The sequence below is a fragment of the Variovorax sp. 01T432 genome (assembly GCF_056398605.1).
In genome coordinates, this window is the sequence record NZ_JBFTPS010000015.1 from 18,681 (window position 1) to 33,435 (window position 14,755).

The 14,755-nt window shown below is 65.1% G+C and carries 10 protein-coding genes and 1 tRNA gene; 3 read left to right on the plus strand and 8 right to left on the minus strand.

Going from position 1 to position 14,755, the window contains the following annotated elements; genetic code table 11:
* Positions 1 to 151 precede the first annotated feature (151 nt).
* The 6 genes from AC1DNF_RS13800 to AC1DNF_RS13825 all read right to left on the minus strand — a co-directional run bounded on the left by AC1DNF_RS13800 (position 152) and on the right by AC1DNF_RS13825 (position 5,834).
* A complete protein-coding gene (locus AC1DNF_RS13800) occupies positions 152 to 2,485 on the minus strand; it encodes a DUF3987 domain-containing protein (RefSeq protein ID WP_478149167.1) in 2,334 nt (777 codons plus the stop codon).
* Complete coding sequence (locus tag AC1DNF_RS13805; RefSeq protein ID WP_478149168.1) at positions 2,482 to 2,682, minus strand: helix-turn-helix transcriptional regulator; 201 nt, start codon at positions 2,680 to 2,682, stop codon at positions 2,482 to 2,484. Before AC1DNF_RS13805 ends, AC1DNF_RS13800 begins: the two co-directional genes overlap by 4 nt.
* Positions 2,683 to 2,939: 257 nt before the next feature.
* On the minus strand, positions 2,940 to 4,127 hold the full coding sequence (locus AC1DNF_RS13810; protein WP_478149169.1) for a tyrosine-type recombinase/integrase: 1,188 nt from the start codon (positions 4,125 to 4,127) through the stop codon (positions 2,940 to 2,942).
* Positions 4,128 to 4,327: 200 nt separating this feature from the next.
* A tRNA-Ser gene (locus tag AC1DNF_RS13815) sits at positions 4,328 to 4,418 on the minus strand.
* Positions 4,419 to 4,442: 24 nt separating this feature from the next.
* On the minus strand, positions 4,443 to 5,375 hold the full coding sequence (locus tag AC1DNF_RS13820; protein ID WP_478149170.1) for an SPFH domain-containing protein: 933 nt from the start codon (positions 5,373 to 5,375) through the stop codon (positions 4,443 to 4,445).
* A 33-nt stretch (positions 5,376 to 5,408) separates the two neighbouring features.
* Positions 5,409 to 5,834, minus strand: a complete 426-nt coding sequence (locus tag AC1DNF_RS13825) for an NfeD family protein (RefSeq protein WP_478149171.1) — start codon at positions 5,832 to 5,834, stop codon at positions 5,409 to 5,411.
* 107 nt (positions 5,835 to 5,941) lie between these two features.
* On the opposite strand from AC1DNF_RS13825, the gene AC1DNF_RS13830 reads away from it, so the two are divergent.
* The gene (locus tag AC1DNF_RS13830; protein ID WP_478149172.1) at positions 5,942 to 8,212 is read left to right on the plus strand and encodes an Orn/Lys/Arg family decarboxylase; all 2,271 of its coding nucleotides are present in this window, start codon (positions 5,942 to 5,944) and stop codon (positions 8,210 to 8,212) included.
* A gap of 20 nt (positions 8,213 to 8,232) precedes the next feature.
* Here the strand turns inward: AC1DNF_RS13830 and AC1DNF_RS13835 are convergent, their stop codons facing one another.
* Complete coding sequence (locus tag AC1DNF_RS13835) at positions 8,233 to 9,102, minus strand: EamA family transporter (protein ID WP_478149173.1); 870 nt, start codon at positions 9,100 to 9,102, stop codon at positions 8,233 to 8,235.
* Between the two features lie 419 nt (positions 9,103 to 9,521).
* On the opposite strand from AC1DNF_RS13835, the gene AC1DNF_RS13840 reads away from it, so the two are divergent.
* Positions 9,522 to 13,160, plus strand: coding sequence for a TcdA/TcdB catalytic glycosyltransferase domain-containing protein (locus AC1DNF_RS13840; protein WP_478149174.1), 3,639 nt, complete (start codon positions 9,522 to 9,524; stop codon positions 13,158 to 13,160).
* 112 nt (positions 13,161 to 13,272) lie between these two features.
* Complete coding sequence (locus AC1DNF_RS13845) at positions 13,273 to 13,830, plus strand: fasciclin domain-containing protein (RefSeq protein ID WP_478149175.1); 558 nt, start codon at positions 13,273 to 13,275, stop codon at positions 13,828 to 13,830.
* Positions 13,831 to 13,837: 7 nt separating this feature from the next.
* Here the strand turns inward: AC1DNF_RS13845 and AC1DNF_RS13850 are convergent, their stop codons facing one another.
* The gene (locus AC1DNF_RS13850; protein ID WP_478149176.1) at positions 13,838 to 14,719 is read right to left on the minus strand and encodes a DNA ligase; all 882 of its coding nucleotides are present in this window, start codon (positions 14,717 to 14,719) and stop codon (positions 13,838 to 13,840) included.
* Positions 14,720 to 14,755: the final 36 nt, after the last annotated feature.

Genomic DNA, 14,755 nt, shown 5'->3' on the forward strand with positions numbered 1-14,755 from the left:
TAGAGCGATTTGTCCACCGTGTCACTCGCGCGCACGATGCAGATTTGAAGACTCGCGGTGCGCGATGGACGGAGCAAGTAGAAGAGAGAAGGAAATCGCTTTTCTCTCTCATGCACGCAAGTGACAAAGCGGACATATGTGGATAACTCCACTACAGGATGTCCGTTTTGTCACTTGAGGCAGTCGAGCGAATGGTGGCGACCACGTTCCTGCGCCGCGCCTGTTCCGCTACTGCCTGCACTGCATACTTGCTATGCACCCGCGGGTTGACGGTCCACTGAGTTACTCGGCCCTTGAACTCCTTGGCGGGCGCGAGCCATCCGGCCAGTTCGAGCGAGCGCATGACATCGGCTCGTCCACGCTCGTCTTCTCGCAGTTCCTTCAGGGCCTCGCGGTAGACAGCCCGGTCCGTGATCGTGTCGAGCTCGTGGGCCAGGATGTAGCCAGCAACGCGCCGCGCCTGTTGCTGGTGCTCGGACTCGCCGACTATCCGGCTGTAGAAGTCAAACTGCGCGGGGACGACCAGGTCGAAGAACACACGCACTGCTCTTGCCGTGGTGTCGAGTGAGACAACAGGCTCGGGCTCGGACTCGCCGAAGAATCCCACGCCACCACGGCTCTCTAGGAGGTGGTAGACCAGCACCAGGCGGGCCAATTGCCCTTCGCCCTTGGCAAGCGCAACAGCCAAGCGACGATCGAGGGCAGGGCTGCGCGAAAGTTGATCGAGACGATGCCGCGCCGCGTCCAACGCCTGTTGCGCTGCCGGTGACAGCTTGAACAGAGTAGGCCAGGCGCCGGGGTTCTCTCGCACTGCCGACAACTCGGCGACGACCGCGCCCCATCCTTCCTGCGCGGCAGCGTCAGGCGCGATGTCCCGGCCCGGCTTCGCTGCACTGGTCGGCAGCACGATGAAGCGCTGCAGCAGCCCGTCTTCCCCGCTCTTCTTCGCGATCTCACGCATCGGGCCAGGCTGAATACCGCCGACCATGGAAACACTTAGGTGCGGGACGTGTATCGTGCTCTTGACGCGGTCGACAACGAACGGGGCACCGTTGTATGCCTGCAGCCAGAAAGCGCGATCCTTGGAGGTCCCGGTGGGGCGATACGCGTCATGTGCGCCGAACCAGCCCGAGAGCTCGTCGTGCACGACCAGCATTCCGGCAGGGGTCGTGTGCAGAACCAGCGCGAGGGACTCGGTTGTCGCGTCGTGCGCCAGTACACGGGGCATCGACGGTTCGCGGGGCTCAGCCGTTTTGCCACGCCGTGCGGCCGCGCACTCGTCGCGCCACCGTGCCATGTCCACTTCGTGCAGTTTTGCCCAGTCCGATTGGAGCCGCTCAATCGGCGCCAGCACTGCGGACATTGGAGGGCTCTTCTTGCTGGAAGGATCGCCGACCAGCGCGAGCCAAAGCCGCGGGGCTTCCCTCCATGTATCGTCGTAGAACTTGACCTGCAGCTGTAGGCGGTCCGGCAGCAGGCCGGCGCAAGCGGCAAGCGCAGTCCAGGCGGGAATCAAAGGGTCACACCCCATGCGCGCAGATATGTCGGCCGCTAGCGCGCCGATTGCAGGCGGGTAATCAGTCTTGGTGAAGCCAAACGACTGGGCGTAGGCAGTCGCGAAAAGGTCGAGCGGGTCGGCCCCGTCAATCGTTTCGGGCTGCAGGAACTTGGCCGCCGCGGATGCCACTAGGCCCGGTATTTCTGCGATGCGACTGCGGCAGCGGGGCGTGCCGTCGCTATGCCGCTCTGCATATGCGGTCAGCCAAGGCGCGGTGAGCTCGGGCGGCACGCCTCGCGAAGCCATGTAGGCAGCGCAGCCCCTAAGGGCATCGTGAAGCCCCGGGCCGGCGCTCTCGATTGTCTGCAGCGCGCCGGATAGGTCGAATGATGCGCGATTGCCTGCCTCGATGGTGTCCACTGTTGGAAAGGCCGCGATGAGCTCTGCCGGGTCGTAGCGAGGCCGCGGCGACCGGTGGACCACGCGGACCAGGTATGGCGCAGCTTTGAGATTGAGCGTGCCCGGCAGTCGGAGCACGCGCGAGATATCGAAGACGCCTTTGTCGGCGCCCGCATGCCCGGCGATCATGGCGCGCATCACGTCTTCAAATACAGGGTCGGGCGCGGCATCGGTCAGCCAGTAATAGTGTCGTTTCCCTGGCGAACTCTCTACGATCAGGTGCGGCTCGATCGCCCAGTTGGTTCGCGCCTCGTCGCTCGGCGTGTCGTCGTCGATCCACACTGCACGTATGCGAGTGATGTCGCCCTTCGTCCGCGCCTCGCTCGCGGTTTCGTTGACCGTGACATAGATGCCGAAGCCTGCTCGCTGACGTTCCACGACCCAGGGCCAGAGAACGGCGAGCGCATCGCGCCTGGCAACGGTCGGCTTTCCCTCTTGAAGAGCGACCAACGTGACTGCCGCGTCGGGGCTGCCGGCCAGCAGCGCGACAAAGTTTCGCGCTTCGTTGAGGTCTTGCTCCGCGGTCACGCCGCGGTCGCCTTTAGAAACGCGTCGATAGCGTTGATCTCAAAGAGCGTGGTTCGAGGGCCTGCCTTGAGTGGCTGCGGGAATCCGGGGCGGGTCTTGGCCCATAGCCAGAGAGTCGACTCCGAAATGTTGAAATGTTTGGAGGCGGTCCGGGCGCGGGCGTATTGCGGCGCGGAGGGGGTGGGGGCGTTTGTCATGGCGTTCTGTCCTGATTGGTCCGACAGAAAGCACTTTCCTTGAAACCGCCAAAAAGGCTCTGCGGCCCTCTTTCGCCCCCTTGACAAACTCGTTTCAGCCCTAGAAACGTCGGAAAATGCTGTAAGCCCTTCGCAAGCGCGGCATAACGGCGATTTGTCGGTGTCCGTTAGCAGGAAATCAGGCGAGGCGCAACCCCCTTTGCCTGCGGCCTAAATGCGCCTGTTGGTCGATATCGGACCAGTTCGAACCCTACCGATCAGGCTGCAGTGCGAAGTTTGTCGAGGTGATCGGCCCATGCCTGCATCATCTTTGTCCGGGCGGGTACGTAGGTAGCCCAGTTGTAGGCCGCGCTGACCTCATCGCGTTCGGTGTGAGCCAACTGCAGTTCGATGTGCGCGTGTTCGAAGCCCATCTCGTGAAGGGCCGTTGAGGCTATGCCGCGGAAGCCATGGCCGGTCATGCGGTGCTTGTAGCCCATGCGACCCAGCGCCATCAGGATCGTGTTGTTAGACATCGGCTTTTCGTGGTCGCGCTCCCCCGGGAAGAGCAGGGCGCCGCGGCCGGATACGATGTGCAGCGTGCGCAGAACCTCGACAGCCTGTCTTGACAGCGGCACGATGTGGGGCGTTTTGAGCTTCATGCGCTCCCCCGGGATGCGCCACTGCTTGGCCTTGAGGTCGAATTCACTCCAGGGAGCTTCGATCAGTTCGCTGGTTCGGACGAAGGTCAAGGCCATCAGCTTCATCGCCAAACGGGTGACAGCTGACCCTTGATAGGCTTCGATCGCGCGGAGCAGGTCGGGCATTTCTCGGATGTCCAGGCGCGCATAGCTCTTGGTCTTCCGTGCCTTGAGCAGGTCGGACGGCTTGATGTCTGCCGCGGGGTTGCGCACCGCGTGGCCGTGCGCGATGGCATATCGAAAAATCTGACTACAGGTTTGCAGCGAGCGCTTTGCGATGTCGAGCGCCCCGCGCGCCGCAATCTTCTTCACCATCTTGACCAGGTCGGGCGCCTCAATCTCGGCGATGGGGCGCGTGCCGAACTCCGTGAATACGTCCGCGCCAAGTCGGCGCCATACATAGTCCACATGGCTTGGGCTTCGTGTCTCTTTCCAGTCGGTCCACCAGAGCAGGGCGACAGCGGCAAAGGAGTTTTCGGCCGCGAGCTTCTGCGCGGTGGCGTCGGCCTTGCGCTGTTCCATGGGGTCGACGCCGGTTGCGAGCAGCTTGCGTGCGCTATCGAGCTTGTCGCGAGCCAGGGCCAGAGTGACGTCCGGGTATTGACCGAAGGCCATGACCTTTTCGACGCCGGCAACGCGATATTTCCAGCGCCAGAGCTTCGACCCGTTCGGGTTGACAAGCAGGTACATGCCGCGTCCGTCCGCGATCTTGACCGGCTTGTCATCGGCTCGCGCGCGCTTCACAGCGGTGTCGGTAAGGGGCATCGGCGGTTCCGGTGTCGAGTTCACCGGGATGATACCCCCACGTCCGCGCCCCCATACCCCCGTCCGTACCCCCAATAGTTCGCGGTGTGCAAAGAAACGCAGGTTAGTCCGACAACAATGAAAAACGCCCCTTTTCACAGGGGCGTTGATCGTTTTGGGGGTATCTATCGATCCAACTTGGAGGGGGCTGGACCTAATTCTGGCGGAGCAGGCGGGATTCGAACCCGCGGAGGGCTATTAACCCTCACACGCTTTCCAGGCGTGCGACTTAAACCGCTCATCCACCGCTCCGAGCCCACGATTGTAGCAGCGGCTTCAGGCGGTTCCGGAGGTCTTGCCCGCCTGCACCATCCGCATCGCCGAGGCGATGAGGGCGGCGGTTTCCGTCATGTTGCTCGGCACGATGAGGGTGGTCTTCGCGTCCGCGGCCACTTTGCCGTAGGCGTCCACTGCGCGCTCGGCCACCTTGAGCTGCACCGCCTGCTCGCCGCCGGGCTGGCGGATCGCCGCGGCAATGCGCTCGATGGCGCCGGCGGTGGCGTCCGCCACGGCGGTGATGGCGGCCGCCTCGCCCAGCGCGTTGTTGATCTGTGCCTGCTTCTCGCCCTCCGAGCGCGCGATGAAGGCCTCGCGTTCACCGGTGGCGATGTTGATCTGCTCCTGGCGTCGGCCTTCCGAGGCCGCGATCAGCGCCCGCTTCTCGCGCTCGGCGGTGATCTGCCGCTGCATCGCCTGCAGGATCTCCTTGGGCGGCGTCAGGTCCTTGATCTCGTAGCGCAGCACCTTCACGCCCCAGTTCAGCGCGGCCTCGTCGATGGCGGCAACGACCTGCGCATTGATGATGTCGCGCTCCTCGAAGGTCTTGTCGAGTTCGAGCTTGCCGATCACGCTGCGCAAAGAGGTTTGTGCGAGCTGGGTCACGGCCACGATGTAGTTGGACGAGCCGTAGCTCGCGCGCATCGGGTCGGTCACCTGGAAGTACAGGATGCCGTCGACCTGCAGCTGGGTGTTGTCGCGCGTGATGCAGATCTGGCTCGGAACATCGAGCGGGATTTCCTTCAGGCTGTGCTTGTAGGCCACCTTGTCGATGAAGGGGATCAGGAAGTTGGCCCCGGGCGTCATGGTGTTGTGGTACTTGCCCAGGCGCTCGCGCACCCATGCGTGCTGCTGCGGGACGAACTTGACCGACTGGCTGATGACGATGACGGCGATGACCAGGAGGACGAGGGGAACGGCTGCGATTTCCATTGCGCTACTTTCTTTGGCGGGTTTCTTGTCTGTTCAGAGCTTGTCGACGACCAGGCGGCTGCCGATGACTTCGACCACCTTGTGTTCGCCGACCGAGGTTGGCGCGCCGGCGCGCGGCACCACGGTCCACTGGGTGCCACGATAGCGCACGGTGGCGGTGCCGTCGGGGTTCCAGGCGTCGACGTGGACGCGCTCGCCAATATCAAGGTTGAGGTCGCGATTGGCGCTGGTCGGTGGGTCGGCGGGGCGCCGGCGGCGAATCATGTGCCAGGCCACCACGGCGCCCACCCCGACGACGGCGGCGACCACCAACTGTGTGGTGGTGCCCGCGCCCGCGTGGGCCGACAGCGCCGCCGCGGCGAAGCCCGCGCTCAGCAGCAGCAGATAGACCGTGCCGGACAGCAGCTCGAGCACGATGGCCCCGCCAGCAATCAACCACCAGACGGTGGAACTCGCCATGACAACTCCTCTTTGTTCGATCACAACATTCTGTGTCAAAACCTGACGAGGCCCGCCATCCGAATTCCGTACACTTCGCGCCTATTTGCCTGTCCGGAGCCGTGTTCATGAAATTTCGTTTTCCCATCGTCGTCATCGACGAGGACTTTCGTTCCGAGAACAGCTCGGGACTCGGCATCCGCGCCCTGGCGCAGGCCTTCGAGAGCGAGGGCTTCGAAGTGCTTGGCGTCACGAGCTACGGCGATCTGAGCCAGTTCGCTCAGCAGCAGAGCCGCGCCAGCGCCTTCATCCTGTCGATCGACGACGAGGAATTCACGGTCGGCCCGGACCTCGACCCGGCCGTGCTGAACCTGCGCAACTTCATCGGCGAAGTGCGCCGCAAGAACGCCGACGTGCCGATCTACATCTACGGCGAGACCAAGACCTCGCGGCACATCCCGAACGACATCCTGCGCGAGCTGCACGGCTTCATCCACATGTTCGAGGACACGCCCGAGTTCGTGGCGCGCCACATCATCCGCGAGGCCAAGAGCTATCTCGAGGGCGTGCAGCCCCCGTTCTTCAAGGCGCTGATCGACTACGCCGAGGACGGCTCCTATTCCTGGCACTGCCCCGGCCACTCGGGCGGCGTCGCCTTCCTCAAGAGCCCGGTCGGGCAGATGTTCCACCAGTTCTTCGGCGAGAACATGCTGCGCGCCGACGTCTGCAACGCGGTCGAGGAACTGGGGCAACTGCTGGACCACACCGGCCCCGTGGCGGCGAGCGAGCGCAATGCCGCGCGCATTTTCAATGCCGACCATTGCTTCTTCGTGACCAACGGCACCAGCACCAGCAACAAGATGGTGTGGCACCACACGGTGGCGCCCGACGACGTGGTGGTGGTCGACCGCAACTGCCACAAGTCGATCCTGCACGCCATCATCATGACCGGCGCCATTCCCGTGTTCATGAAGCCGACGCGCAATCACTTCGGCATCATCGGACCCATCCCGAAGTCCGAGTTCGAGCCGGCCAAGATCCGCGAGAAGATCCGGGCCAATCCGCTGCTCTCGCACGTGGACGCCGACAAGGTCAAGCCGCGCGTGATGACGCTCACGCAGTCGACCTACGACGGCGTGATCTACAACACCGAGACCATCAAGAACATGCTCGACGGCTACGTCGACACGCTGCACTTCGACGAAGCCTGGCTGCCGCATGCGGCCTTCCACCCCTTCTACGGCGCCTACCATGCGATGGGCAAGCACCGCACGCGCCCGAAGGAAGCGCTGGTGTTCGCCACTCAGTCGACGCACAAGCTGCTGGCCGGCATCAGCCAGGCCAGCCATGTGCTGGTGCAGGATTCGCAGAACCGCCAGCTCGACCGCGACCTGTTCAACGAGGCGTACCTGATGCACTCCTCGACCAGCCCGCAGTACGCCATCATCGCGAGCTGCGACGTCGCCGCCGCGATGATGGAGCCGCCCGGCGGCACCGCGCTGGTGGAGGAGAGCATTCTCGAGGCGCTCGACTTCCGCCGCGCCATGCGCAAGGTCGAGGCCGAGTTCGGCAAGGACGAGTGGTGGTTCAAGGTCTGGGGGCCGGAGAAGCTGGTCGACGAAGGCATCGGCCGCGCGGACGACTGGATCATCAAGGGCGAATCGCGCACCGCCAAGTGGCACGGCTTCGGCAAGCTGGCCGACGGCTTCAACATGCTCGACCCCATCAAGTCGACCATCGTGACGCCGGGCCTGGACCTGAACGGCAAGTTCGCCAAGACCGGCATTCCGGCCAGCATCGTCACCAAGTTCCTGGCCGAGCACGGCGTGATCGTGGAGAAGACGGGGCTCTACAGCTTCTTCATCATGTTCACCATCGGCATCACCAAGGGCCGCTGGAACACGCTGCTGACGGCGCTGCAGCAGTTCAAGGACGATTACGCGCGCAACCAGCCGATGTGGCGGATCATGCCGGAGTTCTGCCAGGCGCATCCGGGCTACGAGCGCCTGGGCCTGCGTGACCTGTGCCAGCACATCCACGAGCTCTATGCGCGCTTCGACGTCGCGCGGCTGACGACGGAGATGTACCTGAGCGACCTCACGCCGGCGATGAAGCCGAGCGATGCCTACGCGCACATCGCGCATCGCAAGACCGAGCGCGTGGAGATCGACCACCTCGAAGGCCGCATCACCACCAGCCTGATCACGCCGTACCCGCCGGGCATCCCGCTGCTCATTCCGGGCGAGGTCTTCAACAAGAAGATCGTCGACTACCTGCGTTTCGCGCGCCAGTTCAACACCGAGTGCCCGGGCTTCGAGACCGACATCCACGGACTGGTGGGGAAGATCGACGAGACGGGCAAGAAGCGCTACTTCGCCGACTGCGTGCGCGGCAGCTGATGGTGCTCGGCCTGGGCGGCTCAGCCCAGGCGCAGGATCATCACGCCGCCGAGGATGACCAGCGTGCCGACCGCGCGCTGCCAGCCGAAGGCTTCGCGCAGGAAGAGTGTGCCGATCAGGGCGGCGAACAGCACCGAGGTTTCGCGCAGCGCGGCGACGACGGCAACGGGCGCGCGGGTCATGGCCCATAGTGCGATGCCGTAGCTGGCCATCGAGGCGAGGGTGCCGATGGAGGCGATCTTCCATCGGCCGGCCATGTAGCTGATCGCGGCGCGGCGCTGCCCGGGGCGCCGCCAGAGCACCAGCAGCAGGTAGGGGATGCCGTCGAAGAGGAACAGCGCGGCCACGTAGCTCAGCGCGTTGCCCGAGGCTCGCACGCCGAGGCCGTCGATCACCGTGTAGAGCGCGATGATGACCGCGTTGGCGAGCGCATAGCCGAGCGCCTTTCGCCGCAGGGCTTCATCGCCGGCCCGCAGGGCCGAGCGCGACAAGCCCAGCGTGACCACGCCCACGCAGATGATGGCGATGCCCACCCATGCCGCCGCCGGGATGCCCTCGCCGACGAAGACGAAGCTGCCCATGGCGACGAGCAGCGGCGCGCAGCCTCGCATCAGCGGATAGGTGAGGCCGAGATCGCCGTGCTTGTAGGCGCCCGCGAGGGCGATGTAGTAGCCGAGATGAATGGTCATCGAGGCGGCGATGTAGGGCCATGCCGCCGCGACCGGCAGCCCCGCGATCACGGCCAGGGGAACCGCCACGACGATGCCCATGCTGTGCATCAGCGCGGTGTCGAGCGCCTTGTCGCGCCCCGACTTGATCAATGCGTTCCAGCCCGCATGCAGCAGGGCGCCGCACAGCACGGCGAAGGCGATGGGGCCGGTCAGTGCCATGGCGCGGGCGCGTCGCCGGGAAGAGGAAGACCTGGAGCGGGTACGTCTGAGGGTAGAGCCATCGTTGAGATTGTCTACAAAGCGTGGCGGCGTCCGATCGGGCCCGGGGCCGCCATGTCTACTTCCGATGGGTTCGTCTGCTCGCTGGTGGCTTCGCGTCTCGGGGCATCGCGATGACGAGCGCGTCTTACGCTCTCCCTGAGCAACCCGATAAGTGTGCAATCGGCGCCGAAGGGCTCGCGCAACACCCGTGATGCGTCTCGGCGGCAGCTCGCGCGCGGGTGCTATCGATCTATCAAATGAAAGGATGCTGCATGTACAAGGTTCAGGGGAGCACTTCGCAAGCTCCAGCTCCACTGGAGGAGCGAACCTGGGAACCTCAGACACCCGGAACGCCGACAGCGATCGCGGGCCCCGTTGTGCCAACGAGCGCGGTCCTGGAGGATCTGGCGGGCCTGCATGTTCAGCGCCGCCGCGACGCCTCGCCGACGCGGTCGGACTCCCCGCCCACTGCGATCGGCGCGACGGCAAATGGAGTTCAACCGACCAACCTGCTGACGGTCGACGAATTGAGCGAGCGTCTCAAGGATTGCAGCTTTCTTGAATACACGGCGGCTCGCAGCTGCCTCGAGACAATCCGGCAGCCATTGGAGAGATATCACCAGGCGGCAAGTGATCATCCGGGTGAGGCGCAGGAATGGAGCGCGCTGCAGGATCTGCGCAAGGCCGCCAACCAGGCCATGGCAGGCATGCCTGCCCATTTCCCCGCCGCGCGCCAGGTCCGCGAGATGAAGCAGAGTATTCAGCAGCGCGCCAACGACATCCTGCCGACGAGCATGACAGAAGCCGTGCCACCGAATCTCCATTTCGTCTGGATCGGTGGCATTCGGGAGATCCAGACCGAGTACATCAAGGCATGGGCCAGGACCAACCCGGGGCACGACGTGACTTTGTGGTTCGACCAAGAGGCAACCCTCGGTCGCGAACTCGCTGAGAACATCAAGGACCACGCCTTCGATGAGACCACGCGCCAATCCGACGACAATTCCGAGACGAAGGCTGCCTTTGTCGAGAGAGTGGTCGAACTCCAGGATGCCGCCCTCGAATTCATCATGGAAGGGATGAACTCGCCAGAACGCCCGACGTTCGACCAGGTCGCACTCCGGTTCATGGAGGAGGAGCTGCATTTCACCCCCGACCGGATCGAGCGTGCGGAGAGCCTTCGAAAAGCCAATCTCGCGTCCTACGAAGAGTTCCTGGCCGCGCTGGACAGGGACAGGCCAGCAGGGCAAACGGCGCGGATCACCACCAGCCCCATCCGCTCGCTGTTCGAGGACAGCGCGCGGGAAGGCGCGACGGGGTCCGAAGAGCTGTTCGGCGCCTACATGACGGAGATCGGTCTGCGTGGCAACCTTGCCGGCGCGTCGGATGTCGTGCGTCTCATGGCGTTGAGGCAGAGTGGCGGCCTGTATCTCGATGCGGACCTGCTGCCTGATTGGAACCACACGCTCAAGCAGAAGTTCGACAAGATGTGCGCCGACATCAAGGCCGGCCCTTCGTGGACGGCGGAGCTCAACAAGAGACTTTGGGATGAAGGCCGGGGGCTGGTCCACGCATTGACGGAGGCGGTGCTGGACAAATTGGGCGATGCCTTTCCCGCGAGGCAGGCTTTGCGAAGCAAGGGGCGCTATGAAGGTGCAATGGCCATATTTCCGGCGGACATCCAGCGCCAGGTGAGGCAGCTCGTCGAAGCACACGCGAATGATGCCGCCAACGAGGGGCGTTCGATGTTCGAGGTGTGGTTCCAGCCGCTTGCTCCGATCAAGACGGCGCCTGACCTGATGCGGCTCTTCTGCGCTCAAGGAAGGCCGAGCAATGGCGCGCTTGTGGCCCAGGCTGGGGCAAGCGGTGTGGACGATGCCTTGAAGACGCTTCAGCGAAACTACCGGATGCTGGATGAATTCGCGTCCCGAGACGCCGGCGACGAGCAATTGTCGAGGGGGGCATCGTTTCGCCAGGCCCTGGGGGAGGCGTCGCGGGAGCTCGGTCTTGCCGCTGACATCTCGATGCTTCGTCACTCCGACCTCGTCGAGTACCGCACTGCATTCAGCGAAAAATCCACACGGTCGCAGATCAACGTCAGCGGGCCGGGCGCGCAGGCCGAGCAGCTGTCCGACATGTTTCGTGACTTTGGCAGGGGAGCGCTCGAACAGAGTTTCGCGTTCAACAATCTCAACCTCTTCACCGAGGAGGACCGGAACTCGACCTGGGTCGAGGACGCGTATGCCGATCGAATCCGCCGCCGCGTGGGCGATGAGTCCAGGCAGCCGACGGCGGCGCATGTGGCCGCGGTCAACCAGGCGAGCGGCTTCGCGGTGGAGATTCAGCGCCTGATCGGTCGTGGCCAGCACGCAGAGGCGCGCGCGGAGGCGAACAAGCTGCTGGAGCCGGAACTGCTGGCGCAGTTCTACAGCCTCTTGCCTTCTCAGATGGGCGTGCGGGAGGCCCAGGCGATGAACAGGGCCCACGTGCATTACATGGACTTGCTGACGGCGCTCGCCAGGCAGGACCTGCTCGACGCAAGGCAGGCCTTCGATCGCTTGCTCGCCGCCGGCACGCAGAAGGACCATCTGCCCTACCTCCTGCACATTGCCTCCTGCATCGCGGCGACCCAAGAGGGCAGGGAGGTCGCGCCGCTACGGGCGCAATCGGCGACGCGGCTGCTCGACGCGCTGGCCAGCGCGCGCGAGAAGACCGAGGGCAAGAGCGTGCGCGCCGACATGCGCAAGGCCCTGCTTGTGCAGGAACACAAGGTGCAGGTGAGCCCGCTGGGCAAGGACAAGTATTCGAAGTACGTCGACTTCTTCGCCCGGGCCTTGCTGAGCGATTCGCCACGCTATCCGGCCCAGGCGTCTCTGATCGCGGCGCGCGAGCTTCAGCGCAACGGTCTGTGGCCCAGCGGGCGCGAACTCAAGGACGCCGGCCTGAGCCGCCAGCGTGCCGACAAGTTCAAGACCCTCGAGCGAAAGCCGAGCCATCCGATGGGTGAGTTCCCGCAGACCCAGGCCGATCTGGCGGTGGCCGCGCGGGAGTTGAAGAAGCTGGACCTCTCCGGTGCGCGCGCGGCGGACGCGGAGCAGCGCGCGCAGGAGGCCGAGCAGAAGGCCGCGCAGCAGCGGGAGGACGCGGCGAACATGGCCATCATCGGCGCCGTGCGCAGCGCGATCGATGAGCGATGGGAGCCCCTGGCGCGCGCGGCCCGCAAGGAACTCGACTCAGGGCCCCTGCCCATCAGCGCGATGCTGGATCCCGTGGCGACCGCCGCCTACGCGGGGGCGGCGAATTCGATTCCCCGGACGGCGCCGGGCCGTCTCGTGGAATCGGTGCGCGACGCACTGATGTCCACGCCCGAAGGCAAGGCCGTGCTGCAAAGTCTCACCAGGACGGGGCAACCCTACCGCAAGGAGGAGCAGCTCGAATTCGATCGCGCGCTGCAAGGCATGGTCGACGCCCGGGTGGGCGAGACACTGGAGGGCTTCGAGCGCGGATTGCGCGCGAGCGCGGACAAGACGATCGCCGAATCGGCGGCGCGCGATGCGGCCGTGCAGGCCCGGCGAAAGGGCGAGGAGGATGCCGCGCTGGCACTGGATGGCGCGCGGGTACGGGCCAACGCGGCTCGAGCTCTGGAGAGCCGCAGCGGCGCACTTTCCCCTGCGCGGGGCGAAAGCCAGGCAGGCAGGCAAGGACAGGCAGGGCAGACGACCGCGCCGCCGCAGCGGCAGGCCGAGGCCCAGCCCAGCGAGGCAGAGCTCAGGGAGCGATACGAAAACCTGCGCCGCGCCGACATCGAGTACCAGCTCTCCAAGCTTCCGTCTCCACCTTCGGGAGACCCTCGCGACGATGCCATCGAGCAACGACTTGCCAATCTGCGGGGCACGTACAACAGCGAGGCTCTGGTCGCCTCGATGCCGGACGTGCCCGACACGCCGATCGGCAATGACCGGACACGGACCGCGGTGCCTGTCGAAGAGAGCGGAATGACGGCCGCGCACTGGTAGCCCGGGGCTCGGCACGGATGGCATGCAGCCCGGTGAATCCATCCTGAGGCAGATTGCGTATTGGTTGCAGCCGTCGCGCATCGCGGCGGTCTCAACCCCTCAGGAGCACTTCATGAAGACCAGGACTCAAGCTTTCGCATCCATCACCCTTGCCGTTGCATTGGCCGCGGGCGCGGCCTCGGCCTTCGCCCAGGTGATGGTCGGTGGCGCGCCGATGTACCCCACCAAGGACATCATCGACAACGCCGTCAATTCCAAGGATCACACCACGCTCGTCGCGGCGGTGAAGGCGGCGGGCCTGGTCGAGACGCTCAAAGGCCCCGGTCCGTTCACGGTGTTCGCGCCGACCAATGCGGCCTTCGCCGCGCTGCCCGCGGGAACGGTGGACACGCTGCTCAAACCCGAGAACAAGGGCAAGCTGACGACCATCCTGACCTACCACGTGGTGCCCGGCAAGCTGGATGCCGCCGCGCTGGTCCAGCAGATCATGGACGGCAACGGCACGGCATCGTTGAAGCCGGTGTCCGGCGGCACGCTGATGGCGAAGGCGAGTGGAGGCAAGGTGATGATCACCGACGAGAACGGCGGCACGGCGACGGTGACGACCGCGGACGTGATCCAGTCGAACGGCGTGATCCACGTCGTCGACAAGGTGCTGCTGCCCAAGTAGGTGCGAATCAGGACGCGAGGTCTTCGCAGACGCGCAGGAAGCGCGCGAACCTCGGCACGCCGCCGGGGTTCGTGCCGTTGTACCGGTAGCTCACCCAGCTTCCGACGGGGGGCGGGTGGTCGCGCTGCGCGTCGCTGAAGCCGGCGCCGAGCTGGAAGCGTATGCCGTCACGCGTCTCGACCAGCAACGCGCCCATGCGGCCGCCGTGTCTGCCCTTGCCTTGGACGTAGCCGAGCACGCGCGCCTCTGCATCATCGTAGGGCTTGACCTTGAGCAGATCGCCGTTGCGCTCGGCCTTGTAGAGCGAGCCGCCACGGTGAAGCATCAGCCCCTCTCCCCCCATGCGGACCGTCTTCTCCATGAGCGCCTGCAGGGCCTCGTGCGTGGTGGCGCGCTGCTGGGGGACGGGGACGATCCAGGCCGCGTTCGTGATCGGCAGCAGCTTGCGCAGGGCCGCAAGCCGGGTGGAGAAGTCGCCGGGTGCGGCGGGCAAGTCGAACACCATGAAGCGCATCTCGCGCCATGCCGAGTCGACGGGCCGCTGGGTGCGCACGATCGATACGGCGCGGGCAAATTGGCCGCGTGCGGTCCAAAGCTCGCCGTCCATCGGGACGCGCGGCAGCGGCGCCGTAAACCATGCAGGTGCCATGACGCGTTCGCCACCACGGGTCCACAGCTGCTTGCCGTCCCAGTAGCTGCGCACGCCGTCGTATTTCTCGCTGACCCAGTAGTCGTCCAGCGGTATGCCGCGGTGGTACACCTCGGCCAGCATGAGCGGCGGTGGCGCCGCCGCCCATGCGTCAAGCGGACCTGCCAGGCCGCCTGCCGCGCCGATAGCGGCGAGCAGGAGGTTGCGGCGGGACAGGGCAGGATGAATGCAGCGGCTCACGATCGACTCCCCGACATCTTGGTGTGGCGGGAATTA

What these genes read in the sequence shown, in the direction of transcription:
- AC1DNF_RS13805 (WP_478149168.1), bottom strand. Translation starts at nt 2,682, where the DNA reads ATGACAAACGCCCCCACCCCCTCCGCGCCGCAATACGCCCGCGCCCGG.
- AC1DNF_RS13810 (WP_478149169.1), bottom strand. Translation starts at nt 4,127, where the DNA reads ATGCCCCTTACCGACACCGCTGTGAAGCGCGCGCGAGCCGATGACAAG.
- AC1DNF_RS13820 (WP_478149170.1), bottom strand. Translation starts at nt 5,375, where the DNA reads ATGGAAATCGCAGCCGTTCCCCTCGTCCTCCTGGTCATCGCCGTCATC.
- AC1DNF_RS13825 (WP_478149171.1), bottom strand. Translation starts at nt 5,834, where the DNA reads ATGGCGAGTTCCACCGTCTGGTGGTTGATTGCTGGCGGGGCCATCGTG.
- AC1DNF_RS13830 (WP_478149172.1), top strand. Translation starts at nt 5,942, where the DNA reads ATGAAATTTCGTTTTCCCATCGTCGTCATCGACGAGGACTTTCGTTCC.
- AC1DNF_RS13835 (WP_478149173.1), bottom strand. Translation starts at nt 9,102, where the DNA reads ATGGCACTGACCGGCCCCATCGCCTTCGCCGTGCTGTGCGGCGCCCTG.
- AC1DNF_RS13845 (WP_478149175.1), top strand. Translation starts at nt 13,273, where the DNA reads ATGAAGACCAGGACTCAAGCTTTCGCATCCATCACCCTTGCCGTTGCA.